The sequence below is a fragment of the Streptomyces sp. NBC_00029 genome (genome assembly GCF_045160505.1).
GTDB lineage: Bacteria > Actinomycetota > Actinomycetes > Streptomycetales > Streptomycetaceae > Streptomyces.
Map to the genome: position 1 here is coordinate 366,164 of NZ_CP108292.1, position 25,413 is coordinate 391,576.

Consider the following 25,413-nt stretch of genomic DNA (forward strand, 5'->3'; position numbering starts at 1 on the left):
TCCGTACAGGGCTGCACACCGAGGAGGTACTCCCGTGACCGAGCGAGACAACCACGGCAACGGCACACAGCACGTCGTGGAGATCGTCGGCCGCGTGGTCGCCGTCCGGCCCACCGGCGAGATCGACATCGACACCGCCCCCTCCCTCAGCCACGCCCTCGCCGAAGCCATAAGCCTCGTCAGCGCTTCCCGAGCCGACCGCATCGTCGCCGACTGCAGCCGGGTCACTTTCTGCGACTCCTCGGGACTCAACGCACTCCTCGCCGCGCGACTGACAGCGGCCAAGGCCAACGCCGCAGTCCACTTGGCGAACCCGGCTCCCCAGCTCCAAAGGCTGCTGCAGATAACGGGCGCGGAGTCCCTCTTCCCGCGAGAGGACGATCTTCCTGCCTTCGGCCTGCCCTCGGCAGGCGTGTAGGGCGCCGACGAGCCACGGCGGCAGGCCGAGCGGCCCGGACGGACGCCTGTCCGGGCTTCGCCCGCCCCGGCAGGGGGTGATCAAGCCTGTGCGGGAAGGCGCCCAGCAGGACGGCACCGCAGGTCAAGGTGGTGATCAACGATGGCCAGACCCGTCTGGACCGGGATCCTCTCCTTCGGACTCGTCTCGCTGCCGGTCTCGCTCTACACCGCGACCGACATCCACACGATCCACTTCCACCAGCTGCAGCGCGGCACCTCCGACCGGATCCGCAACCGGCGGGTGAACGAGCGCACCGGCAAGGAGATGGAGCTGGAGGAGATCGTCAAGGGCTTCGACACCGGCGAGGAGTACGTGCTCGTCGAGCCGAAGGAGCTCGACGAGATCGCGCCGGGCCGGTCGAGGACGATCGAGGTCAGCGGGTTCGTGGACCTGGACACCGTGGACCCGATCTTCTACCGAGGACCGTACCGGCCGCCGGGTGCCGCGACTGCCGTACGTCGAGCTCGGCGAGGCCCGCTACATCACCGGATTCTCGGCTCCTGCGACAACGTCCGCCCGGTGCAGGAGCTGGGCTTTCGTGACCACACGGCCTACCTCAAGGCGTTCACGGCCAAGCTCGGCGACTGCCAGAAGGCCCGTTACATCCTCCCCGAGGACGCCGTCGACATGCGCCGACGCGCTGGCCTGTGCCCCGCCCTCACCTTCACCCAGGCCTACCGCGACCACTACCCCGAGTACGTCGCGCTCCGGCGCTGTTACACGCTCTAGACAGCCCCGCCCGCGAAGGCCGGCACCGGCACCACGCCCGCCGCGAAGAAGACAGCCGCCAAGAAGGCCACTTCAAGGAGGAAGCCCCGAAGCGATGACCGTGGGAGGCCGGGTCCTCGCTCAGTACCGGCGTCGGCGTCCTCCCGGGCATTCGACATGCGGCAGACGCGGCTGGGCCCCGACCTAGGGGGAAGAGGTCGGGGCCCAGCCGCTGCGTCAGGTACGCGCGGCCGCGGTCAGTGGCGGAAGGCGTCCTTGACGTCTTCCTTGGCGTGACGGGCGTTGCCCTTTGCCTGCTCGGCTTCGCCCTCGGCGGTCATTCGCTCGTTGCCGACGGCCCGCCCGACGGTCTCCTTGACCTTGCCCTTGGCCTGCTCGGCGTGGGCCTTGCTCTTCTCCGTGCCCGACATCGGGGACCTCCTCGTTGCTGTACCGGATTGGTCGTGACCGCTCTCCTGCTCCCGATCACCGGCTGCAAACCCCACCGGGGCTGCCCCATCTCCCTCGGCCAGGACACCGGCTGCCCACTCCTGCTACCGGCCGTTCCCATCCCGGAGGCCGTTCAGCGGTCGTCGCCGGACGCGGGCCGGGTGCCGAAGTTCCCGTACCCCTTGAGCTGGTGAGGATTCAAGCGTTCCCCCGAGTCGGCGTCCGGCATGGGGTCCGCCTCTCTGCCGGAGGTCCCGGCCCCTTCCTCACGTGTGGGCCCCGGATGGGCGGGACGGGAAGGCCGTCAGGCCTGTCGTGCACTCGTCTTGGCAGTGCTGCTGCTGACCCTGGTCCTCCGAACAAGCGACCTGCCGGTCTTCCGGAGGGGTGGGGCGGCCACGTGGCAGGGGTCAGCTGGAGATGGCTTCCAGGAGGTCACCGACCTGGGGGTCGGGGAGGGCTCGGGCCACGTCGAGATGGCCGGCGCCGACGCACTCTTCCCGATCACCGGCAGCTGACCGGGGGGCGGCACCCGGCCGGAGTCCCCCACACGGATCGCACACCGGGCGGCCCACGGTCGGCCGTGGCACGGTGACAGGGCGATGAGAGGGTCCACGCACGGCGGGGCCCGGCCGGTTGACGCCACCCCGGCCGGGCCCCGCTACGAACACGGGCCCTTCTCAGCCCGTCGTTCCCTCTCCCGCCGCAGCCGCTCCGATTCCCGTCTGCGGCGGCTTCCGGCCGGGTGACGCGCACACGGCACGCCGCCCGGCAGGCCCGCCACCGCGCGGGCGGGGACGAGGATGCACGAACCCCTGGACCTTCTACGAATGGAGATCACCTGTGCTGGAACGCAAGCGGCTCAAGGGCAAGACCCAGGTCACCTTCGTCCTGCCCGAGGACAGCCCCGAGGGTCCGGTCAGTGTGGTCGGGGACTTCAACCACTGGAACCCCGCAGCCCACCCCCTCGAACCCCGAGGCGACGGGACCCGCACCGCGAACGTGGCCCTGCCCGCCAACAGCAGCCACTCGTTCCGCTACCTCGCCGCCGGCGACTACTGGTTCGACGACGAGACCGCCGACCACCACGACGGCACCAACAGCCGCATCCACACCTGAACCACCCGGCCGGCCGCACGACGTGATCCGCCGTGCGGCCGGCGCAGCCCTACAGTTCCCGTCCATGAACGATCACGAGGACGACCTCTACCTGCGGGTCCGCGCAGTGCTGACCGCGGCCGGGTTCGAGGAGATCGCCACCGGTGGCGAAGGCGTCCACCTCATCCACCACGCACGCGGCGTCATGGTCGGCTGGATGCCCACCCAGATCACCCACCCCGCCGCCCGCCGACGCGGACCACGACGGACCCGTCCCGTCCAGGCAGACCTCCCCGGCCTGCGGCACGCCTTCACCCTCGCCCTTGCCGCCACCCTCCGCGCCGCCGACCTCACCGTCGAAACCCACGACGACGAATGGCTCCTCGTCCTCGACACCCACCACACACCCGACTGACCCCGACAGGGGGCGCGGCACTCGCCGAGAAAATCGAACACATGTTTCACTGGGAGTGTGAGACCACCGTTCCGCTTCCCCGAGGACCTGATCACGCTCCAGAAGGCGTGGCAGCAGACCTACGCCGAGCTCGCGCAGGCCTCCGCCGGGGCCGGTACAACCATGCTGCGGCGTCGGCTGATCACCCTCTCCGGAGCCCTGTGCACCCACCCCCACTGGGCTACCCCCACCGCCTGGCGGACCGGCAGCGTCGAGCTGCGGCGCGCCGCCCGCACCTCCGCATCGGCAGAAAGGGAGGGTGCAGCATGAGCGAGCAGACCACCGCCACGCCCCGCCCGCAGGTCGTCACCTGGGCACCCGGCCAGACCGGCCCCTGCGCCCGGTGCCACGTTAACTGCACTATCGCCGGTCACGGCCTGCCGTGACCGGCGCACCCAGGAAGTGTGTGTTGCAGGATTTACACCGCCAGCTGATCGAAGGTGGGGGCGAAGTACCTCGCCTTGGCTCGGTCGTCGAGCGGGAGTCCATACCCCGGTACGCCGTTCTCGGGCCTGACGGGACCGCCGTCGCCACCGGCAGTGGCCGGCTACACGTGGTTGGGCCGGAAGGCGCTCAGCTCATCGGCGACGGCACTGAGCCAGCTGCCCGCCGAGTGGTCTCCCGGCGGTTCGAGCTCCATTCCCAGTTCTGCCACGGCGAGTGCGTGGTCGGCCTCGTCCAGTCCGAGTGCGAGCAGCTCGCGGATCTCGCCGACGACGCGGGCCACGAGAGTGCGGTGTGTCGAGTCGGCGTAGTCGCGGACGGCCGCCTCGTGGTCGGTGAACTCGTCCGGCATGTCCTGCGAGAACCAGCCGCCGAGGAACTGTCCGAGTTCGGGGAAACGCGCATGCCATTCCCAACGGGTCTCGGGCAGCTCCGATGGGCGAGGAACCTCTCCGCTCTCGATGCTCTGCTGGATGTGGTCGGCGAGCTGGACGAGCCATGCCTGGATCTCGGAGTCTGATAGGCCGATGTCCGGGACCGGGTAGAACTCGCCGAGCCGCTGACGCAGCCGACCGGGCGGATTGTTGGCGTAAGCGCGCAGTTGCTGCTCCGCGACGGACAGAGCCCAGGGGCGGGTGTGCCAGGTGTGCCGCAAGTAGGCCCGGAGGGCGAGGCTGGGCCGGTCGGGTTCGTCGGCGGCGGGCTGGCCGAGGTAGGCGCTGATCACCTGGTCCAGCTCGCCGTAGCGGCGGTCGAAGTCGATGGGCTTCATGGACATCGGGTGTGGCCTCTAGAGGTAGATCGGGACGGTGGTGTGTACGACGAAGCCGTGAGGTGCGCCGGGCTCGCGCCGGAGCACCACCCGCGCGGCCCGTACGTCCACGGGCCCGCGCCCGGCGAAGGCCATGGCCTGGAGCAGGACACGGCCGACCGGATCGGGACGGGAAGGCCAGGCCGCTTCGAGGGTGATCCGGAGGCGGGTGCCCTGGGCGAGCCAGCGGTGGATGGCCTGCTCGTTACGGGTGATGACCTCCTGGGTGGCCCATTGGGCGGTTTCCCGGTCGGGGTAGGTGGCGGTTCGCGTCAGCACGGGGTCCCCCGTTGGGTCGGGAAGGTCAGAATGATTCGAACGTCCAGATCAGTGCGACTTCGGTGCTGTTGACCGCGAGCAGCCCCGCATCCCAGCGGCTCCGACTGAATGGACTGGTCGCGTTGACCGGCTGCTCGTAAAAATTCGGTGCCTCGCCGTCCCAGCCGATGTTGGAGTAGAAACGGGTGCCGACAGGAAACCGAGAGAGCAGCAACTGAGCACGGCGTTCCATCTCCGGCTGCCGCTCGTTGAAATCCCATGTCTTCGACGCGTCCATGCCGACGATTGCAAGAAGGACCATCAGCGATGTAGCCGAGGAACGTGGCAGCTCATTGACGGAGTGCCGGAACCGAGCCACGTCGGCCGGATGGGTGGGGGGCTCGATCCAGGCGAACGTCTCGACCTCGCGGTCGACCTCCTCCTCGTAGGGATCGAGTGACGCCCAACCCCGGGGATCAGCGGTTTCACCACGCATGATCGCCGCAACGTCGAACCACCACTCCGCGTGATCGCGGGGAGCAACGGTCGCAAAGGCCCAGCGGTCCTCGTACAGCCCGAGTCCGTCTGCCCAGCCTTCCGCAGTGAGGTCGTGCATCATTCGCTCCATTATTCCGGCATCGACGTGAGAATGACGAAGGGCGGGTTGAGGTTCGGGTCGTACTTGATTCGGGTGCTCACGCCGTGGGCATCGTGGACGGGACCTGCATAAGACGCGCTCGCCTTCTCCGACGTCCGGCCTGTTACCGCGTTTCCTTGAAGTGGGCCTTCCAGCGGTACCGACGACACCTGGAACGATCTCGAAGGGGGGCTGGGCGGCGGATTCTTCAGCCAGTCCTGGATCTCAGCCGTGTTCTGGCGGATGCAGTACTGGGTGTACTTCTGAGCCGATTCCACGTCGGGGAAGCTGGAAGTCGACATCAGCTGGAGCTTGCCCGACCCCTTGGCCTCATCCCGGTGCCGCTGAAGCAGCTGCTCATCGGTCTTGCCGACGTGCTTCTCCAGGGTGTGCCCGCCCCCGAGGTCCTCGTTCGTCGCCAGGTCGAACGAGTACATGAACAGGCTGGGGCTCGAGCCACCGCGCTGCCAGCTGTGCTCCTGCTTGAACTCGTTGAGCGACCGCGCACCGAACCCCTGGGCGCGCGCGATTTCGGACTGGTACGTCGGGGCGCTGAGGATCGCCTCTTCCAATTCCGGTACGAGCGCAATCAGCTTGTCCGCCGCTGCGTCGAACTCACGGTGATAATTGTCGACGGCTGCGTCCACGGTCGCTTGGTCCATGTGAGACCGGAATGAGAGCATGACTTCGCCGACGATCGCACCGACCCCGAGCTTGGTGACGTCCCCCAAGCCCAAGCCGCCCGTGAAGTCCTTGGCCGTGGCCCTGGCGGCCTCTTTGCCGCAACGCTCGGTCGTCGCCCTGGTGGTGTCCATGACCTGGGCGAGGTGGTCGAGGGTCTCCTGAAGCGCGTCCGCCGTCTTCTTCAGCACGTCGACGATGGGACGCCGGCCGGCGGGCGGCAGATCCCGATTGGTCCGCCAGCTACGGCCGGTCTCCGCCCTGTTGCGGTTCTCGTCGAGGGCCCTGCCCCACTCGGTCGAGCCCCAGACACTCTGTCCGAACGCGCGCATCGCGCGCTGCCATTCACTATTGCCGCGCGTGTCGGTGATGGTGGAGATCGCATCGGTGAACTCGTCGGAAGCCTTCGTGGTTTCGCCCGCGATGAGGCGCCAGGACTTTGCCATGTTCCGGCCATCCTCCTGCTTGAAGCCAGGAGTGATCTCGTGTGCCTTCCCGAGGCGCAGAAGATGCTGGAACGAGGGCCCGACGATGAGGGCGAGCCAGTCGGGGAACTCGCCGAGGATCCCGGAGATCCACCAAGAGTCGGCGTCCTCTCCGGTGCCCGACCACTTGATGCTGTTGACGGGGCCGTACCGAGGCGGCTTGTCGATGACGACGGGCTCCGGGGCGTTCCTCGGCTGCGTACCCTTGCGACCACTCGCCTCCCAGTCGGCCAGCACATAGTGGTTGGCGGTGATGGTCAGGCCCACGGCGGCGCCGCCGACGCTGACCACGCTCCTGCCCCAGGCCTCCAGGAACTTCTCCGTCACAATCATGTAGGCAACCGCGAAGTTGTGGGCTCCCCAGCCTCTGCCGGCGGACTGGTTGTACTTGTTCAGCGCGTCGACGAGCGCGGATGCCCGGTCGGCGTGGGCGAACTGCGCATCCTTCACCAGCTCCGAGGCGTGGTAGACGTGCACCGGCTGGACGTCGAAGCCGCCGTTCTGGTTTGGCGGGGGCGGAGCAGTCCCTGCCATCAGGCCGCTCCCCATCCGCGCAGCACAGCCTTGTGGGCGTTCGCGTAGCTGTGGTGTCCATTGACGACGATGTCGTGGAGCCAGGCCTGGGTCGCGACCAGGTCCTGCGCCGACCGGTCCCATCGGTCGAGTTGGTCGATGAACGACTGCCTGGCTTCGCCGTCCCAGGTCAACACGACCTTCTCGGCCCGTTCGTAGAGCACGTCCAGCTGCTCGTTGAGTGTCTTGAGGATGGCCTCAAGGTCGCCCGCGAGCTTCTGTTGCGTCGCGAAGTCGACTGATATCCCGTCGTCACCAGACGGCACGGTTCCCCCTCGTGTCCTTGATGGCTGGTCGAGCCGGTGTTATCTGCTCACAGGTTGGCTATGCGGCTGCGTGGCGCGGCGACCGGTGCGAGGTTCGGTGTGGAGAGGACGTCCGCCTCCCCTGACACGTCAGCCCCTGCCTGTACCCGTCTGAACTGCTGCAGGACTTCGAGCTCCTGCGCCGTGAACCCGCCCTCGCTGAGGCGCATCGCCTCAGCGAGCAGCTTCATGGTCCCCCTGATCCTTACGGCGTCCTCCGCTGCCGCGCGATGCCGGGCGCGGTACGCCTCGGCCGCCGGCCCCCGCCACCGCGCCTCGATGGCGTCCACGATCTCGTCCATGCGCAGCAGTTGTTTCGTCAGAACTTCCTGCATCAAGTCGAGGTCGCGGGCGAGACTCTTGAGCCGCTCGGCCTCCACCGAGAGATCTGCGTTTCCCACGGTGCCTCCCTCCCCTGAGTTCCGGGTCGACAGATGATCAACATGTTTGACCTTAGCAAAAACGTTCGATTAGATTTGATTCAAATAGGGGCACCGATCGGCAACCCGTGATCGCGGCAAGGACCACCACTACGGGTCCCGTGTCCAGGCCGCCGTCGAGGCGGAGTTGAGCCGCCAGGGCGTACGGACCACGGTCATGGCGGAGAACGGGATGCGCGTCGACGCCGGCGGGCAGGAGACCTGGGCGCCGGTCGGGATCGCCCTGGCCCTGGCGGTGTGTGCCGTCGCCGGGCTCGCGTGGAGCGGTTGGGCCAGGGCCGTCTCCTGGACAGTCGCCGATCCCCCGTGACGTGGTGCAGGAAAGTCGGCAGCCTTGTTGCCGCTACGGCGTCGGAGCGAACTCGCTTTCTCTCGGGGTGGATCAGCTGTGGTGTGACGCGGGGTGAGGTGGGTTCGTTGAGCTCCTGGGATTCGTTCTCGGGGGGTGTGGCTCTGCGGCGGATTGTTGGACGACTCGATGCAGGAGTTGCTGATGCGGGCGTTTCCCGTGGTGATGCCGTCCGGGCAGAAGTACTGGACGGTCCTTGATGACGATCTGGAGCTCGTCCCCGTGGCCGATCACTGGCTGCGGAACCTTCGGTTCGGCCGGGACCGGGCCGAGCTGACGACGAAGGCGTACGCCGGCGGCGCCGCGCTGTATCTGTGCTGGTGCGGGGCGACGGGCCGGGCGTGGCCGGACGCGGGCCGGGATCTGGGCCTGTTCATGGTCTGGCTGAAGTACACCCCGGCGCCCCGGGACGGGGTCGCGGCGGTGGTGCGCCCCGGCCCGGGGTCGCTGCCGGTGCGGTGCGAGCGGCGGATCAACCGGGTCCTGGTGGCCGTGCGGGGGGCTGCTGTCGTACGCGGTGTCCGCAGGCGAAGCGCAGCGCGGGGTGCTGGGCCAGATCTACGAGCTCGCCGACAGCAGAGACCTGCCGGCGGAGGCGACGGGCGAGGACGGTGGCCTGTTCTACCGGCTGCGCCCCGTGCACCAGCTGAGGGAGCCGGCCACCGACGTCGACCGGGCGGCCGACACCGAGCTGGTGGCGATGTTCACCGCATGCCGCAACGCGCGGGACCGCCTGGTCGTGCTGCTGCTCGGACGGGTGGGGCTGCGGCGCGGGCAGGCAGCCGGGCTGCGCCGAAGCGACATTCATCTGCTGCCGGACTCGCGGGCGCTGGGCTGCGACTGCCCGGGGGCGCACCTGCACGTACGGAGGCGGGAGAACTCGAACGGGGCCTGGTCGAAGTCCCGGCGCGCCTGGGTGGCGCCGCTGGACTTCCTGACAGTGTCCGCGTTCGACCTGTACTACGAGGAACGCCACCGGCTGCTCGGTCCCGGGGGCAGCGACTTCCTCCTGGTGAACCTGTTTCGGGCACCGCTGGGGGCGCCGGAGGCGATCGGCGAGCTGTTCGGCCGGCTGGGAATGCGGGCGGGGCTGGCACGGAAGGTAGGTCCGCACATGGCGCGGCGGGCGTTCGGGTCGAACGTCGCGGACGCGGGTGGTTCACCAGACGAGGTTCAGGCGTTGCTGGGGCAGCGGAGCGTTGACTCGTCGGGTCCGTACCGGTTCCCGGATCCGGGGAGGATGCGGGCAGCGGTCGAACGGGTACCCACTCCGCGCGCCCTCGGGGCACGGGAGGGGGACCAGTGACCGCCGCGGTCGCGGGCATCAGGCCGGAGGCCGGGGCGCCGGCCGCGGACGCGCGGCTGGAGGAGGTCCGCAGGGCTCTCGATCCGGAGTTCCTCGCGCTGTTGGACTGGGATTGGGAGCGGCGAGTGATCACCTTTCCCCGGGTGCATCCGGTGATCGGTCTGCCGGACTGCCCGGTGCCGAACTGTCCGCTGGCGATCACGGTGGCCACCTGGCCGATGTGCCGGGGGTGCATCGAGCGGTGGGGCAGGACCGATGTGCCGTTGGAGGAGTTCCTCCGGATCCCGAAGACCTCGACCATGCGCGGTGGGCAGCTGCCCTGCGCAGTTGCCCAGTGTGAGCGGCCCCGGGACACCGCCGCCGCGAAGCTGTGCGCGACCCACCGCCTCCAGCGCTCCCAGGCTCTGGCCGGTATCGGGATCGAGGAGTTCCTGGCCCACCCCAAGGTGGTCGGCCTCGCCGGGCTCGGGCCCTGCCTGGTCGCCGCCTGCTACCTCGACCGGGTCAGCGGCAAGTATCCGTACTGCAAGGCCCATACCCAGCGCCTGCGCACGGTCCGCGAGCAGACCGGTTTCGACGAAGGGCTGTGGCGGCGGACCGAGAGAGCGGTCTGCTCTACCCGGGAGGTGAGCCTGCGGGGTCTGCCGGACGGGCTGGTCGCCGAAGCCCTGTACGCGCTGTCGTCGCGGATCGACAACGGGTTCAAGCTGCGGCCCGAGTGCCTGCGCCCGCTCTACGACCGGCTGCGTGCCCAGCAGGTGACCCGTCTGGAAGAAGTGGCCGATCCCGAGGCCGCCGGGTACAGCCGCGAGCAGGTCATGATGATCCGCGCCGCCAACCTGGCGCTCGCCCGCCTGAACACCACGCCGGAGACCGAGCGGGTCAAGGACATCTGGGACATGTCCGTGTTCGGACACAACGGCGTGGTCCCGTTCACCGCGATCACCCAGAAGCCGCTGCGGGAAGCGATGAAGATCTGGGTCTACGACGACCTGCCCCGGCGGCGGAACAAGAACGCCGTCCACCACGCCCGCGCCATCGTCTCCGCCGTCGCCATGCTCTCGGAGAGCCTGCGCCTTCAGCGCCCCGACCGCGGCGAGGTGCCGGCACTGTGGGGGCGGGCCGACATCGTGGCGTACTGCAACCGCATGGGCCACCTCACCGCGACGGGTAAACAGAGCGCATCACGCCGACTGGCCTGCACCCGGTTCGTCCGCCGGGTCCTGCTCCGCTTCCGCACCCTGGGCCTGACCGGCCCCGAAAGCGTGCTGGAAGGGATGCCGGTCGACTTCGCGATCTGGCCCGAGGACATGCCCGACGAGCCCGAGGACGCCGAGGCCGGCCGCGACCTGCCCGAAGCGGTGATGCGCGTCCTGTGCGCCCACCTCGCCGCCTGGAGGAGATGAGTAACACCGAGACGAGGGTGGCGACCGAACTCCTCATCGACACCGGACGGCGGCCCGACGAGATCTACACCCTGGCCTGGGACTGCCTGGAGAGCGACCCCGACGGATCACCCGTGCTCGTCTACGACAACCACAAGGCCTACCGGCTCGGCCGGCGCCTCCCCATCGGCGGCGAGACCGCCGAGGTGATCCGCCGCCAGCAGGAACGCGTCCGCGACCGCTTCCCGGACACCGAACCGGCCCGGCTCAAGCTCCTGCCCCGGCCTCGAACGAACCTCGACTGCCTGGGGTGCGAGCACTTCTCCACCGACGTCTCCTACCTCCCCGACCTCCAAGCCCACCTCGCCGACCGGCTGCGAAGCCGGGAACGCCTGATGTCCGCGTTCGAAGCCGACGAATGGGCACGTACCCAGGCCATGCCCTCGCAGGTGGAGATCAGCCGGGTCCGCCGGCTCATCGACCGCGTCAGCTCCGACCTCGACCAGCTCACCGCCGAGGACCGCGCGCAGATCGAACAGGCCGTCACCCTCGTGCGCCGCTCGCGCACCGTCCACCTCGGCATGCCCCGCGTCGGCCAGCCCCTGCCCGACGTCCGACCCCCAAGGACGCACCCGTCGTGACCACACCCATGAACGACGGCCGCCAGGCCGACACCGAACGCCGCCGTACCCGCGTGACGAGCGCGATCACCACCGCACAGCGGGAGGGAAGCCCACTGACCGCCTCAGCCATCGCCCGCACCGCCCGTGTCGACCGCACCTTCCTGTACCGCCATCGCGACCTCCTCGACGCGCTCCACACCGCGGCGCACGAACCGGCCACGCCGTCCGGGACTGGGCCAACCGCCACTTCGGCATCGCTTCAAGCCGATCTCGCCAACGCAGGTGCTCGCAGCGCCCGCTTGGCCGCCCGCGTCCAGCAGCTCGAAGAACGCCTGTCGAAGGCGCTCGGCGAAGAGATCTGGCGGGCCTCCGGCCTCGGGCCACCCGCCGACGTCGCCGAGCTGAACAGTCGGATCACCAGGCTCGAACAGAGCAACGTTGAGCTGACGCGCGCTTGAGGAGCGTCACGCCGAACTTGAAGCCGCCCGAGCAGCCAACCGCGACCTGACCCGCGCCCTCAATCAAAAGAGCTGACGCATCTCCACACGGTGGACGTCAGTCGAGACGAGCGTCGAGCTCAGGTCGATGCGGTGCGCGCGCGAATGCGGTGCGCGGTGCGCAGTCCCTGCTTGGCGGCGGTTGCCACGAGGCCGCCGAGGGTGGTTCTGGCGAGGTCGTGGGCGGCGAGGCGTTCCAGTGCTGGCAGGGCCCGGTCGTCGGCGGTGGGGCCGAGAGCGCGGCAGGCCAGTGCTCGGAGGTCCGGGTCGGGATCGGTGGTGAGGGCGATCAGGTCGTCCACCACCGGCGGGCCGAAGGTGGCGATCGCTGAGGCGAGATGGCTGGCCTTCGGGTTCCGGCGTTCGATCATGGCCTGCCAGAGCGCAGCGAGTGCCCGGTCGCCGCCGATTTGGCCGAGTGACAGGGCGGCTCTGCTGCGTACCCAGTTGGTCTCGTCGTTCAGCCGGGCTGCCAGCGCGGGCACGGCGGCGTGTTCCTCAAGGAGGCCGAGTGCCTCGCAGGCACCCTCGCGAACCATCGGATCGGGATGCTCCAGCAGGGCGGTGATCAGCGGAACGGCCCGGCGGAAGCCGAGTTCGGCACAGGCGAGCGCCGACCACCGCACCCCGCGGTGCCCGGTGTCGGCGAGCGCGCGCAGGAGGCCCGGTTCGACGCTCGCGTCGCCGAACAGGGCGATCCGGTTGAGTGCCTTGGTCCAGACGGTGACATCCTGCGTCCGGTGGTCGGAGGCGACCTCGGACAGGGCCGCCCCGGCCTGCGGCTGGCCGAGCTCGGCCCACTCCAGCAGGGCGTCGATCGCCCGCAGCCGGATCGTACGGTTCCCGCTCAACTCGGAGGCGTGGACGGTGACGAGGGATGTCGGACCGTCCGGCGGGTGGCCGAGTGCGTCCCCGAGCGGGCCGGCGAGCGGTGGTTCGAGCTCGCCCAACCACAGGGCCAGTGGGCCGATTCGGGTGCCGACGTCCGCGTCGTAGCGGCCGTCGCCCCGCAGGTTCGCGGCCAGCTTGGCGACCGTACGGAACAGCAGCCATGCGCGGTCCGATGGGGAATCAGCGAGGGCGTCGAGCCGGCCGGACATTGCCGCGGTGACGGCGGTCTGCGGGCGACCGGTGGCCTCCAGCACCGCCTCCGCCCAGGCGAGTGGCTCGCCCTGACGCTCGTAGAGCTGGCGACCCCACAGGCGGAGGACGGCGTCACGGTGGTCGGTCATCCCAGGATCGTTCCAGCAGGGAACACCGACAGCCAACGGTTTTCCCGAGCCTAAGCCCTGAAGGGCCGGACTCAACCGAGGGTGAGCACGAGGACACAGACAATGGCGATGATTGAGCCAGCGATACCCCAAGCGAGCCCGCTCTTCGTCGCCGCACCGCAGTCGCCCACTCCTCATCTCTGCTTCCGAGGAGGGAGGCTCGCGTGGGCTCTCCAGAACTCAGGGTCCCGTGGCCCGGCGAGCCACGAGATGAACCGACCTGTCACGGTCTCGAAAGCGTCAGCCAACGAAGTCGCTCCGACGACAGTCCGTTCTACGGGGTCGACGTAGTGAGCGTTATGGTCCACCTCGCACCAGCAGGCCAGGCTGATGGCTGACCAGACATTGAGAAGGCCCTCCCTGGTCCACTCCACGTCGAGTGAGACCTCGAGCCATGGACCTGCTGGCCGAGCACGGCGACACTGCGGAGACGCCGATCCCGGTGGCCATCGAGACCAGCCGCGGCCTGCTGGTTGCCACGCTGCGGCAGGTGCCCCGGAAGGTCTGTCCGGTCAACCCCATGGCTGCCTCCCGCTGCCGCGACCGCCACGGAGTCAGCCGCAAGAAGTCGGACCCGGGCGACGCCCTGGTCCTCGCGAACATCATCCGCACCGATGCTCCGGTGCAGCGCCCGCTACCAGCCGACACCGATAGCAAGCCACAGGAATGGGAGGTGGCTTTGTTCACGACTTCCGGTTCTGGCACACATTCCGTGAAAACGATCAATGGCCCTGAGACTCGTCACCATCCGCAGAACATGCCGTTCAATCAGCCCAGCCCTCGGTGTTCGAGCACGACTCGTAGGAGTAGCGCGTGTCGCGGTCCCACTCCTCCCCAGTGATGCGCTTGTATGCCCGGTCCGGTGTGTAGAGCAGGCGCTCGGCCCAGATGAGGTCGATGGCGTAAGGAGTGAAGACCGCAGGGTCTTGGAGGGCGCTGTCGAAGATGGTGCGGCCGGCGGCGACGACCGCGGCACGGGTGTAGAGGAAGGCGTCATCGGACAGGTTGTGTCCGTACTCCTTGCGGTCCAGCCGGTAGAGCGCCCATGACAGTTGCTCGGCAAAGCCGATGACCAGCGGCAACGGGGACTGGGCAAGGCGTTCGGTCACTGTGGCTGCAAGGAGTTCGGCGTCAGGGTCGGGTCCCGTGGGCCTGCAGTCCTCGATGAGCTGCCAGAAGGCGTCTTCGTTCATGCTGGCGAGCATGCCGCAGCAGTCTGACAGTCCTGTCTGCCGGGTTACCTGTTTGCTGCTGCTGTGAGAAGTACGCGCTTGCGGAGAAGGGGGAGCTTGGCCCGCCCGAACATCTGGCGCTTGATCATCTTGATGTGATTGACGCGGCCCTCCACGGGGCCGGAGTTCCAGCGCGTGCTCAGGCCCTGGAGCACGGCATCCCAGTCTTTCTCCAAACCCGTGGCGAAGGTATGCAGGCGGGGCAGGTCCGCGGTGCGGGTAGCGGTGATCCAGTCTTTGAGGTGCTGGCCAGAGCGGGTTTGAAGGATCTCTGCGAAGCTGCGGACGTGCGCGTGGAGGGCCTTCAGTTCAGGACAGTCGGCAAGAATGACGGCGAACTGTCGGCGTTCCCCGTCGGCCAGGTTCTCGGGGTGCCGCATCATCCAGCCGGTGACCCGGCGGATTCCCGGTGGTGCGGGTGGGACGACGCGGATGCGTCGGCGGCGCCTCGGTCGCAGATAGTCGCTGATGATCTGGTAGCTCCCGCGGTAGCCGAGGTTCTGCAGTTCGGCATGCAGCTGGATGGCGTTGGTCTGTCCTTCGGCCCCGAGTTTGTCCAGGTGGGGCTTGTAGGGGTCGAGCTGGCTGGCCCGGGGCTGACGCCTGCCGGTCAGCAGCTGTTCGGGGACTGACGCGCGGGCGTTGCGGCGGACGGTGTTACCGCCCATGTGCAGTTCCCTGGCGATCTCCCGGATCCCGTGCCCTTGGGCCAGCAGGGCATGGATGGTCGCGTGCCGCTCTCTGATGCGAGCTTCGATCGGCGACACCGACTTCGTCGCATCTGAGTCGCCGCCATCGCTCACAGGGTCACCAGGGCTGGTGACCGCATTGAGGCAGTTGATGTGGAGCCGGACGCTGGCTTCGACGGCGGTGCCGAGGTTCTGCCAGAGGTGGAAGGGGTCGGCCACTTGGACCGCGTTCGGGGCGCCGCTCCGGGCGCCGTCGGCGTAGGATCCGGCCCGGTCACGGCAGATCTCGGCGCCGGGATGCTCGCGCAGCCAGCCGGCCAGGGTGGAGGCGTCGCGGCTGGGCAGGAGGTCGAGAGGCCGGCCACTCTCGCAGTCGATGAGGACAGTGCCGTAGTGGTGCCCGCGGCGGGTGGCAAAGTCATCGACGCCCAGCACCCTGGGGACGGCCCAGACAGGATCGGGCACGGCCATGATTGCCCGTAGGAGTGTTGTCCGGCTCACCTGCGTCTGCAGGACAGCAGCAAGACGGGACCCGGCGCGGCCTGCGAGGGCAACTGCAACGACCGCCAGAACACGGCGCGAAGCAGGAGTGCGTCTCCCGTACCTGAACGTCAGCCCCGCGATCTGCTCGACAAACGTACGGCGACCGCACAGGTCGTTCTCGCAGTACAGCCGCCGCACGGTCAGTTCGATCAGCGTCGGCTGGCCACCGACCGGAGTATCAGCCAGCCGACGCTGGTAGCAGCTGTGGACACGACTCGACGGAAGCTCACAGTCCGGGCACGAAGCAGGGCCATCGAGGGTTCTCGCCACGATGTGCACCACACGCACTCCGTGAACACCCGCTCCACCAGAACCGTCCTGAAGTGCGGAAACAGCACCGCTATGAGGTCATCACACCGCACCACGGTCCCAGATGACGAGACGTCACCGTGGCAGACGCCGTTGATCGTCCTCACGGAATGTGTGCCAGAACCTGAAACTCACTTACAAAGCCAATGCTGACTTGATCTCTGTGGGGTTGCTGTTCGTGAGGAACGCGGTGACGTCGGCGGGTGTGCGGAACCTGGCTGTCGAGGGTCGAACGGTGTAGCCGTGGTCGGCGAGTAGGGGCTGGATGTGGTGAACGGCCCTGGTGATGGTGGTGCCGTTGACGCCGAAGAGCTGGGCGATCAGGTCGACCGGGCGAGGTCGCGGGCGAGCAGCAGGTGCAGGGGACCATCCCCGCGGGGCCGGAGCGCGCGCGGGCCGCGTCAGCGGGCCGCCTTGATCAAGTAAAGAAACTCTGAACAGCTCACCCAATGGCCGAGCTGTCAGACTGGCGATCAAGGGTGCTGCTGCCGGTGCTCGGCTCCGCCGGTGCGGCCCCAGCTTCTCGCCCGGCGACAGGTCCGGATCGGCGTCGTCATCATGGAGGGACGGCAGGACAGGCCGCATCCGCTCTTCTCCCGTTGCAGCACTAACTGCGTGCGACGAAGCCGACGACTCGCCGCAGCCTTTGTCCGCTGACGTTGCCGTCACGGTTGCCTCAGAGAGGGCCTTGAAGTACTTCCAACCAACGCAGGCCCTCTCTCCATTTTCTCACTCACATGGAAATTGCTTGCCGGGACCACTGTCGATCCCACTTACAGTAACGGCTTTGCGTCGTCACCTCTGTCCGGGAGAGTCACCCATCACCTTCAGCGCTTCACGCGCCGCTGCAACGACATCACCCCACGCTTGGGAATGAACTATCTCCTCATCGCTTGATGCGGGAGAGGATAGAACGGAATCAAACGCAGAGTTCAATGCAGCCATTGCTGAGACTTCTTCGTCGTCAACAAGTACGTACCCCAGTCTTCCGCTCGGCTCGACCAGGACGCCTGAGTCATAGAAGAAATCTAGCGCCTCATCGAGGCCAGAGGCGCGCGGGTCTTGGCTGACCCAATGCTCCTCTTGCCAATCCCTGTCACTAAGCTTGACCAGCCAATCAACCAACTGGCTCCGCACCCAGGGCGTCTGGAGGTCGTGACCCTTAGGGGGCATTCCAGCTCCTCCGTGTCTGCCACTCGCTGAGTGGAATATGAGCCTCCCGTGGTCAGGCCGCCGTGGGCGCGGCCGTAGTTGACCTCTGCTGAGGCCACCGAGGCGACGTACCCGAGATGGACGAACCAGTCCCAGTCGGCCCTGCGGACCCCGAGGCAGGTGGCGTCCTGGTCCGGGCCGAGCGGTACGTGCTGGTCCAGGAGCGCAGGAAGGTCCCGGCGGCGGGCCAGGGCCGCGGCCTGCTCCGGATGCACCTCAGAGAACCTGACCTCGCCGCCGAGGTGTACCGGCAGGCCAGCCTTCACGAGATGCCCGACGGCCGACGCCGTCACCCGAGGCCGCATGGGCGGCACCGGCACCCCCAGGCCTCCGTCAGCCGGTCCGCCGTCTCCCCCGCGTCTACCGGGCACCGCAGCGCGGAACGGACCGTCTAAGACGTCATCTCATTTGGCCAGCCTTCGGAAGCAGATGAGGGTGCAGGCGATGCTGGTGAAGGCGAGGAAGTGTTCGGCTTTGCGTTCGTAGCGGCGGTGGAGTCGGCGGCAGCCGGCAAGCCAGGCCATGGTGCGTTCGATGGTCCAGCGGTGACGTCCCAGTCGCTGCGAGGACTCGATGCCTCTGCGGGCTATGCGGTGCTTGATGCCGCGCTGACGTAACCATTTTCGCAGGTGGGTGTAGTCGTATCCCTTGTCGGCGTGGAGCTTGCCGGGCTTGCGCCGTCGGCGTCCGCGGCGTGAACGGATGGGCGGTATGCCGCGGACGAGGGGCTCGAGGGCCTGACTGTCGTGCAGGTTCGCCCCTGAGATTCCGACGGACAGGGGTAGACCGGTCCGCTCCGTGATCAAGTGGATCTTCGACCCGTACTTGCCCCTGTCGACAGGATTCGGACCTGTCAGGTCCCCCTTTTCAGGGCCCTCATGTTGACGGAGTCGATAGCGCAGCGGGACCAGTCCAGCTCGCCCCGGGCGCCGAGCTCATCGAGGACCAAGCGGTGGAGCTTGGCCCACACTCGAGCCTTGCTCCACTCGGTAAACCGTCGGTGAGCTGTCGCTCCCGACGGTCCGAACGACGCCGCGGGCAGCTGCTGCCAGGTACAACCCGAGGTCGCGACGAACACGATCGCCGCCAGTACCTCCCGGTCGCCGTGCCGGCGTCGGCCACCGCCCTGCGGCCGCGACGGCGCCTCCGGCACCACCCGCTGGAACAGTGCCCACAACTCATCCGGCACAAGCCGCTCAACAATCCCCGCCACGACCGACAGCCTACCCAACCACCCAAATGAGATGGCCTCTAAGGAGTCGACGGACTCGACCACCGCCCCCGGCCGGCGTCCGCCACCGGGACCAGACCCGAACCCGTCGCCCACCGCCACGCCGCGACGGACACCCGCAGCAGACCCGCCGCCTCCGACTCGTCGAACACCTCGCGCACCGAACGCACCAGCCACCCCACTGATCTGAGCCCTCAGCCCGAACCGGCGACCAGTGCCTCGCCGAGCGGGGTGCGCCGGTAGAGCACCGACCGTCCGGACCGGGCGCGGACGAGCAGTCCCGCGCCTCGCAGGATGGCGAGGTGGTCTCCTACCGCGCCGGGTGCCATGGCGAGGCTTCGGGCGAGGTGGCTGGTACTGGCCGGGCCGTCCAGCGCCAACAGCAGCCGGGCTCGGGCCCGGCCGACCAGAGCGGTCAGCGAGTCCGGTTGGGGGACGGTCGCCTGTTCGCCCCACAGGGCGGCGGTGCCGCGGGCAGGATAGACCAAGGTCCTGGGCCAGGGGTCTTCCATGTGGGCGGCGATATGCCCGACGAAGACCGAAGGGATCAGCAGGAGCCCGTCGCCCGCGAGGCGGACTGTTCCGCCTCGGAAGAAGCCGATCTCGATACCGCCAGCGTGCCAGGCGACGCCCGGGTGCAGGCTCTCGATGGTCGCGGCCCATCCGTGTTCGCCGATCACACCCACCCGGTACACGACATCGCGTTCACAGATCGCGCGCAGTTGCGGCCAGTCCGCGGCGAGCAGCTCGTGCCACGCCTGGTCCATCGCCTCGGCGATCCTGGAGACGGCGTCCGCCGAGTCCAGCACAGCGCGTACGCGGGGATCACGGGCGGACGGTCCGGTCGCGGTGGCGGCGAATTCGTGGCGGGCCGCTTCCAGCGGTGTGGCCCGGATCACGGACAGGTCGTCAGCCCAGGTCTGGTTGAGGCCGCGCGGGGGCGGGGCGACGAAGTTCGGTCCGCCTTGCGGGGCCTGCAGCGCGAGGGCGGCGTCCAGTTCGGTCTCGCAGCGAAGCCGTTCAAAGACCGGCATGAGCCGGGCGGCCCAGGCTCGCGGCAGCGGCTGGCCTTGGCCGGCGAGCGAGCGCAGCAGCAAACAGAGGTCCAGTGCGGGCGACAGCGCGAAGCGGCTGCGCAGCAGGTCCTCAACGGAGACTTCGAAGCGCAGCACCCAGCCATGCTACCCCGGAACGTCCGCTCCGATTCGTCCAGCGACGAATCATTGGTGAGTGGCGTGAGCGCACGGCGAGGCTGGGCGTCATGACCCCAACCGCCGAACCCGCGCAGGTCAACCACCGTGCCACCTACCGGAAGGTGCTGGCCGAGCCGCGATTCCGGCTGCTCTTCTCAACCCGCACCGTCGCGATCACCGCGGACTCGCTGCGGATCACCACGTTCTCGGTGCTGGTCTTCGCGACCACCGGCTCCGCGCTGCTGAGCGCACTGGCCTTCGGTATCGGCTTCATCCCGCAGCTGTTCGGCTCGCTGCTGCTGGGCTCACTGGCCGACCGGCTGCCGCCCCGCGCGCTCATCACCGGCGGCTACGCCTTGACGTGCGCCACCGCTCTGCTGCTCGCCCTGGTGCGGATGCCGGTCGCGGCAAGCCTCGGTGTCGTGGCGCTGGTCGCCCTTGCCACACCGGTGTTTCACGGCGCGTCGAGTCGGCTGGTCGCGCAGTCGCTGGAGGGCGACGCCTATGTACTGGGCCGTTCACTGAACAACATCGCCTCCTCCGGCGCGCAATTGTTCGGTCTGGCGCTGGGAGGTGCGGTCGTCGCGGCACTCGGCCCGCGCCGGGCGCTCGCGGTCAGCGCCGCCCTTTACCTCGGCTGCGCGCTTGCTATCCGCATCCGGCTACCCCGGCTGCAGCCGGGAGAGTTCGGCGGCACACCCGGCAGCGCTCGGGGCGAGGGCGGGGCCGTCCGGGCAAGCCTGCACGGTGCCGGCCTGCTGCTGCGCAAACGCACGGTGCGACGACTGATGCTGCCCCAGTGGCTACCGCCCGCGTTCGTTGCAGGCGCGGAAGGCCTGATCGTCGCCTACGCCGGAGGACGCCACTTCGCGCCCGGCTGGTACGCGGTGCTGATGGGCTGTCTGCCGGTCGGCATGCTCGTCGGTGACCTGCTGGTGGGCCGACTCCTACTACCACCCAGCCGGGAGCGACTGGTAGTCCCGTTGATTGCGCTGATGGGACTGCCGCTGGTCGGCTTCGCTGCCGAGCCCGGAGTGGGCGTCTCGTCCTGTCTGCTGCTGCTCAGCGGCTTCGGATTCGCCTACGGTCTCGGCCTGCAACGGCCGTTCCTGGACGCCCTGCCGCAGGATGGCCAGGGCCAGGCCTTCGGTCTGCTCGGCTCCGGCGGCATGACGCTGCAGGGCGTCGGGCCGGTTTGCTTCGGCTCGGTGGCCGCAGTCATCGGAACCGGCGGCGCCATCACTCTGGCGGGCGGCGCGGCGGCGCTCACCGCCGGCTGGATTCTCACCTGGCAGCCGCACGCCTCCCCGGTCCCCGTCCCGAACTACTCAACGGGATCAGAGAACGGCACCGAACAGCATGCGTGTAGTTCCCCTGCGCAGTAACCGTCGCCGGTCGAGTCGGCCGCGAGCCGTCACGCACCCCACCCCCCACCACGCCTCTCTGACAGACAATCATTCCACCAATCGGAATCAGCCGGAGAGCCGGCCGGGGAAGCGGATGGTGTCGCCGCCTCGCTCGCCGGACTGCTGGCCGACCGAATGCGGGTGCTGGTCCCGGACCACACCCGCACCGGCCGACGATTTGGCGCGGAGCGGGTTCGCGGGTGATCGAATCGATTTCGAGATCAAGAACGATGCGGGTGGGGACGCCGACGTACGCCTGCTGGATGATAACGGCAATGCCTTCGTCTATCAGATGAAGCGGCTCAACAATCCACTGGACCCCGTCTCCGAAATAACCCGGGGCAAGAATCTCGGGCAGCTCACTCACTCAGTGGGCGATCACCGCATCATGCTCGTCGACGGGCAGGGTAGCGTCGCCAAGTGGACAGCGGAAGATGCTGTCGAGAGGCTGATGGAGATCCACCAGAACGGCCGCGGTCGCTTCGAAGCCGGCAAGGACGTGACCTTCGTCATCCGGCTCGATGACGGGACGCTGGTCGTTCCCCCGGGCTCAAAGACCGATCCAAAGGACATGTTGTGATCACCACGGACCCTGTAGGCGAATGGTTCTGGGAGACGACGATTGCCGTCTCCGGACAGCAGGGTGCGCGCCAGGCGCTCCATCTCTTCGACCGAGTCCATTCTCTCGGTTCCGACCTCGGTATCGTCGATGGCTGGGGACACGAGGGAGTCAAGGTCGTCACGCTGGCGGCGCCGCGGGACACGCGGTACGAGTGGGAGGGAAACGGGCGCCTCGAGGGCGCGGTGGAAGAGAGCCGGGCCTGGTTCGACCATAACGCGACCCTGCACATGTGGAGCGTGCTGCCCGGCGAATGGCTGGACGCCGACGGCGGCGCGCATCGCTCTGAGCGTCTCTTCGCGTTGCGGCTGCTCCTCTGGCCCGGCGGGCACACCATCGTGTCGCTTGCGGCGTACTCCGACGCCTGGATGACCCTGGACCTGAGGGAACGCTCCCAGCCCGAGGTCGCCGCGGCGAACGCGCCGCGTCTGGCTTCCCTGTTGAGTGCCGTTTCCGACCTGTTGGGAGCCGAAGTCGATCCTGGGGATCCCACCTACTACGGCAGGCCCACAGCTTCCGGCTTCGAAGACCTCTCGGAAGAGGGCACCGACTACACAGACCCGTGGAGCACCTTTGCCGTACCGGCCAGATGGCAGCGCATGCTGCACCTGCTGCCGAAGGGTTATCAGGAGCAGTCCTACGAGGCGTTCACCGAAGGTCCGGTCAAGTACATCGAGGTTCGCCGGAGCGGTGGCACCGTGGGCTGGCTCTGGGCGGGCAAGGACGGCAGTTCTGCGGGATACGAGCCGCGCACCGCGGCTGGAGAGATCGCCTTCGCCGCCGGTGTACCCCTTCTGCTGGCGTTCGTCGAGGCGCGTCGAGCCGGATCGGCCGCACTGGACGCTCTCAGAATGGCGGCATTGTCGGAGCCCGATGCGGAGATCCGTGACGCGAGTTCACTCGATACCTTGCAGGAATTATCGGGTTGCTGAACCGGCTCCGCACAGTGGAGTGGGTCGGTGACTGGGACAGCGTGTTCGCGCGCGTGATGTCCCGCCGCATTCTCATGCGGGAGTATCTGAGGCGGGCCGGAGGGGACCAGGACCAGGACGCGCTCCCGGCCGACCTGTTCGGCGGCGCGTACGGCGACGAGGGTCTTGCCGCTGCCGGTGGCCATGATGACTTGGGTCCGCAAGCCGACGGCAGGGAGCTCGGCGCTGGAGCGGGGGGTGAGTTCCTCGACTGCGCGGGCCAGGGCTTCGCTCTGATGAGGGCGCAGCGGCGGAGCGGTGCGGGTGTCGGTGCCGGTCATGTGCTCGCCTTGTTCTCGGGTTCCTGGCCCTGGGGCCGGGAGACGGTCGGGGTGGGGGGCGGTGGGTGTGGTCGGGGCAGAGGTCGCGGCCGTCGCGCAGCCTGCGCTATCCGCATTCGCGCAGCCAGGCGCGGAGGGCCCGGTGGTGGGGCATCGGGACGGGAGCGAACCACTCGCGGTCGCAGCCGTCTCCGGACCCGGTCTCGCCGGTGTAGTCGCATCTGATGGTCGGGATGTTGCCGGCGGTCACGGCCGCGTGTTCCCGGCGGCCCAGATCGCGTACTCCTGGCGGACGTAGCCACTGGGGTTGGCAGCCCAGGCAGGGTCATCGGTGGCCCGACCACCCCGACACCCTCTGGAGCGCAACAACCTCGCCGATGTCCTCGCCCTGCTCGGAGCACAAGCGCCATCCGCACCTGCCGGCCAGCGGCGTTGGGGTGAGATCTGGCGCCGTAGGCGCTGGTGATCAAACCCCCTGTAATCCCTGCACAGGCCATGGGCCGCTGCTCAGCTCGCAGCGCAGCAAGTCACTGACCGAACCTGGGAACACCCGTCGCGATCGCCGGTCCGCACGTCGGGGCCGCCGCCCTCCCACCGGATCGGCCCGTCCTCGGACCGGTCCGCATCCTCCAGCCCGGCCCGGCGCAAGAACACCGACACATCCCCGGGCGTGAACGCCCTGCCGAGGTCCGCGTCCACGCCGAGGGCGCGCACGGTGACCTTGCGCCCGCCCTGCGGTGACACGGGATGGATCACGATCTCCGTCCTGCCCGCCGACACCCCTCCGGCGGAGGTGAGCGTCGTGGGGCTTGGACCAGGCGTTAATGCGTCAGCGCTTGGTTCCTGCTTACCGGCGGCGTGCGGCAGCCCGCCGTACTTTCACCTGGCTGCCGGGAGGATGGCCCAGTAGGTGACTGTGTGCGCCAGGATGCGGGTGCCGTGGGCGCTTGCCAGCAGGGTGATGATGGCCACGCCCCGGCCGCGTTCTTCCGGTGCGCAGCTTGTGGCCCAGGTGCCGTGGTTGTCGGTGGGGCCGCCGTCGTCGACTTCGATGTGCAGGGTGCCGTCGTCTTCGGCCTGGTGCAGGTGGAGGGCGAGGGGAGGCAGGGCGTGTTCGAGGGCGTTGGTGACGAGTTCGGAGACGACGAGGAGTGCTTGGTCGATGGTGTCGTCGTCGACGTTCCATGTGTGGAGTACGGCGCTGGCGATGCGGCGTGCGGTGCCGGCGGACTCGGGGTGGTGCGGCAGCCACCAGATGCGGGGTGCGTTGGCCTGTGTGTGGGTGGCGGGCTGTAGCAGCGCGGTGGGGGGAGGTGCTGTTTCGGTGTGGGGGCTGGCGTCCATGGCAGGGTCCTGCCGGTCGGGTGTGTGAGAGGTGTGGGTGGAGCCGGGCTTGTGCGGCTTCGGTGGCCAGCGCAGGGGCTGGTCGAGGACGGTTTGAGGCGAGCGCGGCATCGAGTGCGCCCACGCCGGTGAGGTCGGCGACCGTGATGGCTCTCTCGGGGCGGTCGAGGGGTGTTTTGAGGAGTTCGCCCGCCGCGATGTCGCTGTCCTGGGCGGTGGCCCCGGCCGCTGCGGCGAGGCCCGCGGTGCGCCCCTGCCCCGCATCGACCCGTCGTCCCTATCGCGTGGCCGCCGCAGCTTCACCGGGCAAGTGAATCCGGTACAAGCGGAGGTACGAGTGGGCAGGGCCGGCCCATGCGAGCACACCGGTTCTCGAAATCGGCCGGGAGCCAGCCACGGTGGAGCAGTCGGGGATGAGCTGTGAAACTTGCTCGCGCGGCCAGGACGAAGAGTAGAGAGGCCCACGGAGTGTGAAACCGCAGAGTGCACTGGCCTCCCTGGTGGGTGCGGAGCGCGATCTGAAAGTCCTCAGGCCCGACCAGATCGATGCTGTCCGTCACGCCAGTCCAGTACAGGGAAACAGGGGCGTGCGGATGGCCGAAGTAGGCGCCTTGATCAGTAACCGTGAGTTCCCCACTCCCGTCCAGGACCCAGCGAGGCTGCGCAGCGGCTTCGGCTGCACGGCGGCGTGAAGCATTTCCGAGAGCAGACCCCAGCATGCTGCCGATGACAAATGACGGACGGCCGACAGCAACCACGTTCGTGCGCTGGTAGCTGCCGTTCCCCCGGGCGCGCCAAGTCAGCCGCTGAGCTGGCCCCACCGCCAGGACGCGCTCATTCGGAGCGAGCCGCGCGTAAGTAGCCAGACGTGGGCGCCTCTGTAACCTGCCACTCACTAGATCCGCGAGGATGTCGCACGTATGCCACAGGTGGTCGTCCAGGTAGGTCCAGGATTGCTCGCCGTGAGGTAAAGCCCTCGGATGATCCACACACTCCCCCTCGAACGCGCTCCGACGTCACCGTCTCCCTGGCCAGACAGTATCCGGCCCGAGGCGTCCTCTTCGCATCAACCACATGAGAAGGACGGCCGGGGAACGATCATGCTGCAGTTGGGGAAAGATCTTCAGTCCCCTTCGGAGCTGCGGGTC

27 protein-coding genes and 4 pseudogenes are annotated in these 25,413 nt (G+C 68.5%); 15 read left to right on the plus strand and 16 right to left on the minus strand.

The features are described from left to right. The first annotated feature begins 34 nt into the window (after positions 1-34). Both OG753_RS01755 and OG753_RS01760 read left to right on the plus strand, forming a co-directional pair. A complete protein-coding gene (locus OG753_RS01755) occupies positions 35-418 on the plus strand; it encodes an STAS domain-containing protein (protein WP_327260292.1) in 384 nt (127 codons plus the stop codon). Between the two features lie 141 nt (positions 419-559). Beyond that, positions 560-889 (plus strand): annotated as a pseudogene (locus OG753_RS01760) (Ku protein); the annotation flags it as partial. Between the two features lie 536 nt (positions 890-1,425). On the opposite strand, the gene OG753_RS01765 reads toward OG753_RS01760, so the two are convergent. Next, positions 1,426-1,599: a CsbD family protein gene (locus OG753_RS01765; RefSeq protein ID WP_327260293.1), complete on the minus strand. Its 174-nt coding sequence runs from the start codon at positions 1,597-1,599 to the stop codon at positions 1,426-1,428. An 862-nt stretch (positions 1,600-2,461) separates the two neighbouring features. Between OG753_RS01765 and OG753_RS01770 the strand changes: the two genes are divergently transcribed. The 3 genes from OG753_RS01770 to OG753_RS01780 all read left to right on the plus strand — a co-directional run bounded on the left by OG753_RS01770 (position 2,462) and on the right by OG753_RS01780 (position 3,440). After that, positions 2,462-2,737: an isoamylase early set domain-containing protein gene (locus OG753_RS01770; RefSeq protein ID WP_405786807.1), complete on the plus strand. Its 276-nt coding sequence runs from the start codon at positions 2,462-2,464 to the stop codon at positions 2,735-2,737. A gap of 64 nt (positions 2,738-2,801) precedes the next feature. Then, complete coding sequence (locus tag OG753_RS01775; RefSeq protein ID WP_405786809.1) at positions 2,802-3,131, plus strand: hypothetical protein; 330 nt, start codon at positions 2,802-2,804, stop codon at positions 3,129-3,131. Positions 3,132-3,188: 57 nt separating this feature from the next. Beyond that, positions 3,189-3,440, plus strand: coding sequence for a hypothetical protein (locus tag OG753_RS01780; protein WP_327260297.1), 252 nt, complete (start codon positions 3,189-3,191; stop codon positions 3,438-3,440). A 277-nt stretch (positions 3,441-3,717) separates the two neighbouring features. Here OG753_RS01780 and OG753_RS01785 read toward each other — a convergent pair whose 3' ends face one another. Genes OG753_RS01785 through OG753_RS01810 form a run of 6 tightly spaced genes read right to left on the minus strand, consistent with a single transcriptional unit; the run spans position 3,718 to position 7,765 of the window. Further along, positions 3,718-4,392, minus strand: coding sequence for a contact-dependent growth inhibition system immunity protein (locus tag OG753_RS01785; RefSeq protein WP_405786811.1), 675 nt, complete (start codon positions 4,390-4,392; stop codon positions 3,718-3,720). A gap of 12 nt (positions 4,393-4,404) precedes the next feature. After that, positions 4,405-4,704: an RNase A-like domain-containing protein gene (locus tag OG753_RS01790; RefSeq protein WP_053176088.1), complete on the minus strand. Its 300-nt coding sequence runs from the start codon at positions 4,702-4,704 to the stop codon at positions 4,405-4,407. Positions 4,705-4,729: 25 nt separating this feature from the next. Next, on the minus strand, positions 4,730-5,302 hold the full coding sequence (locus OG753_RS01795) for a hypothetical protein (protein WP_405786813.1): 573 nt from the start codon (positions 5,300-5,302) through the stop codon (positions 4,730-4,732). 8 nt (positions 5,303-5,310) lie between these two features. After that, a complete protein-coding gene (locus OG753_RS01800) occupies positions 5,311-7,020 on the minus strand; it encodes an RNase A-like domain-containing protein (RefSeq protein ID WP_405786814.1) in 1,710 nt (569 codons plus the stop codon). Further along, positions 7,020-7,325 carry a WXG100 family type VII secretion target gene (locus OG753_RS01805; protein ID WP_385806255.1) on the minus strand — a complete coding sequence of 102 codons (306 nt, stop codon included), beginning with the start codon at positions 7,323-7,325 and terminating at the stop codon, positions 7,020-7,022. The genes OG753_RS01800 and OG753_RS01805 overlap by 1 nt, the downstream gene beginning before the upstream one ends. Positions 7,326-7,372: 47 nt before the next feature. Beyond that, on the minus strand, positions 7,373-7,765 hold the full coding sequence (locus OG753_RS01810; RefSeq protein WP_405786816.1) for a WXG100 family type VII secretion target: 393 nt from the start codon (positions 7,763-7,765) through the stop codon (positions 7,373-7,375). Positions 7,766-7,961: 196 nt separating this feature from the next. Between OG753_RS01810 and OG753_RS01815 the strand changes: the two genes are divergently transcribed. The 5 genes from OG753_RS01815 (at position 7,962) to OG753_RS01835 (ending at position 11,925) form a co-directional block, all read left to right on the plus strand. After that, positions 7,962-8,114: a hypothetical protein gene (locus OG753_RS01815; protein ID WP_327260305.1), complete on the plus strand. Its 153-nt coding sequence runs from the start codon at positions 7,962-7,964 to the stop codon at positions 8,112-8,114. A gap of 556 nt (positions 8,115-8,670) precedes the next feature. Then, positions 8,671-9,459: a tyrosine-type recombinase/integrase gene (locus OG753_RS01820; RefSeq protein WP_405786817.1), complete on the plus strand. Its 789-nt coding sequence runs from the start codon at positions 8,671-8,673 to the stop codon at positions 9,457-9,459. Further along, positions 9,456-10,865, plus strand: coding sequence for a hypothetical protein (locus OG753_RS01825; protein ID WP_405786818.1), 1,410 nt, complete (start codon positions 9,456-9,458; stop codon positions 10,863-10,865). Before OG753_RS01820 ends, OG753_RS01825 begins: the two co-directional genes overlap by 4 nt. Next, positions 10,862-11,485: a hypothetical protein gene (locus OG753_RS01830; protein ID WP_405786819.1), complete on the plus strand. Its 624-nt coding sequence runs from the start codon at positions 10,862-10,864 to the stop codon at positions 11,483-11,485. Before OG753_RS01825 ends, OG753_RS01830 begins: the two co-directional genes overlap by 4 nt. Continuing rightward, positions 11,482-11,925: a hypothetical protein gene (locus tag OG753_RS01835; protein WP_405786820.1), complete on the plus strand. Its 444-nt coding sequence runs from the start codon at positions 11,482-11,484 to the stop codon at positions 11,923-11,925. The genes OG753_RS01830 and OG753_RS01835 overlap by 4 nt, the downstream gene beginning before the upstream one ends. 119 nt (positions 11,926-12,044) lie before the next feature. Here the strand turns inward: OG753_RS01835 and OG753_RS01840 are convergent, their stop codons facing one another. After that, positions 12,045-13,196, minus strand: a complete 1,152-nt coding sequence (locus OG753_RS01840) for a HEAT repeat domain-containing protein (RefSeq protein ID WP_405786821.1) — start codon at positions 13,194-13,196, stop codon at positions 12,045-12,047. Positions 13,197-13,623: 427 nt separating this feature from the next. Here OG753_RS01840 and OG753_RS01845 point away from each other — a divergent pair. Then, positions 13,624-13,887 (plus strand): annotated as a pseudogene (locus tag OG753_RS01845) (transposase); the annotation flags it as partial. Positions 13,888-13,999: 112 nt separating this feature from the next. Here OG753_RS01845 and OG753_RS01850 read toward each other — a convergent pair. The 3 genes and pseudogenes from OG753_RS01850 to OG753_RS01860 form a co-directional block, all read right to left on the minus strand. Beyond that, positions 14,000-14,428: a DUF4240 domain-containing protein gene (locus OG753_RS01850; RefSeq protein ID WP_327260309.1), complete on the minus strand. Its 429-nt coding sequence runs from the start codon at positions 14,426-14,428 to the stop codon at positions 14,000-14,002. Positions 14,429-14,472: 44 nt separating this feature from the next. After that, positions 14,473-15,981: an ISL3 family transposase gene (locus OG753_RS01855; RefSeq protein WP_405786823.1), complete on the minus strand. Its 1,509-nt coding sequence runs from the start codon at positions 15,979-15,981 to the stop codon at positions 14,473-14,475. A gap of 162 nt (positions 15,982-16,143) precedes the next feature. Continuing rightward, a pseudogene (locus OG753_RS01860) lies at positions 16,144-16,335 on the minus strand (hypothetical protein); the annotation flags it as partial. Between the two features lie 962 nt (positions 16,336-17,297). Between OG753_RS01860 and OG753_RS01865 the strand changes: the two are divergent. Beyond that, positions 17,298-17,615, plus strand: coding sequence for a hypothetical protein (locus OG753_RS01865; protein ID WP_405786824.1), 318 nt, complete (start codon positions 17,298-17,300; stop codon positions 17,613-17,615). A 9-nt stretch (positions 17,616-17,624) separates the two neighbouring features. Here the strand turns inward: OG753_RS01865 and OG753_RS01870 are convergent. Together OG753_RS01870 and OG753_RS01875 are read right to left on the minus strand one after the other, a co-directional pair. Next, positions 17,625-18,424, minus strand: a protein-coding gene (locus OG753_RS01870; protein WP_405792496.1) for an IS5 family transposase whose coding sequence is annotated in 2 segments (ribosomal slippage) — positions 17,625-18,076 and positions 18,076-18,424 — 801 coding nt in all. Because the reading frame shifts where the segments join, the coding sequence is not laid out codon by codon here. A gap of 221 nt (positions 18,425-18,645) precedes the next feature. Further along, positions 18,646-19,623 (minus strand): ArsR/SmtB family transcription factor, encoded by a 978-nt coding sequence (locus OG753_RS01875; RefSeq protein ID WP_405786825.1) that lies wholly within the window; start codon positions 19,621-19,623, stop codon positions 18,646-18,648. Between the two features lie 89 nt (positions 19,624-19,712). On the opposite strand from OG753_RS01875, the gene OG753_RS01880 reads away from it, so the two are divergent. The 3 genes from OG753_RS01880 to OG753_RS01890 all read left to right on the plus strand — a co-directional run bounded on the left by OG753_RS01880 (position 19,713) and on the right by OG753_RS01890 (position 22,601). Then, positions 19,713-21,029, plus strand: coding sequence for an MFS transporter (locus OG753_RS01880; RefSeq protein ID WP_405786827.1), 1,317 nt, complete (start codon positions 19,713-19,715; stop codon positions 21,027-21,029). Positions 21,030-21,144: 115 nt separating this feature from the next. After that, on the plus strand, positions 21,145-21,630 hold the full coding sequence (locus OG753_RS01885; RefSeq protein WP_405786828.1) for a hypothetical protein: 486 nt from the start codon (positions 21,145-21,147) through the stop codon (positions 21,628-21,630). After that, the gene (locus OG753_RS01890) at positions 21,627-22,601 is read left to right on the plus strand and encodes a hypothetical protein (RefSeq protein ID WP_405792979.1); all 975 of its coding nucleotides are present in this window, start codon (positions 21,627-21,629) and stop codon (positions 22,599-22,601) included. The genes OG753_RS01885 and OG753_RS01890 overlap by 4 nt, the downstream gene beginning before the upstream one ends. A gap of 110 nt (positions 22,602-22,711) precedes the next feature. On the opposite strand, the pseudogene OG753_RS01895 reads toward OG753_RS01890, so the two are convergent. From OG753_RS01895 to OG753_RS01905, 3 genes and pseudogenes are all read right to left on the minus strand, one after another. Continuing rightward, a pseudogene (locus OG753_RS01895) lies at positions 22,712-22,921 on the minus strand (DEAD/DEAH box helicase family protein); the annotation flags it as partial. 106 nt (positions 22,922-23,027) lie between these two features. Then, on the minus strand, positions 23,028-23,171 hold the full coding sequence (locus OG753_RS01900; RefSeq protein ID WP_327260317.1) for a hypothetical protein: 144 nt from the start codon (positions 23,169-23,171) through the stop codon (positions 23,028-23,030). 629 nt (positions 23,172-23,800) lie between these two features. Further along, entirely contained in the window at positions 23,801-24,265 is a 465-nt protein-coding gene (locus OG753_RS01905; RefSeq protein WP_405786829.1) for an ATP-binding protein, read from the minus strand. Positions 24,266-25,413 lie beyond the last annotated feature (1,148 nt).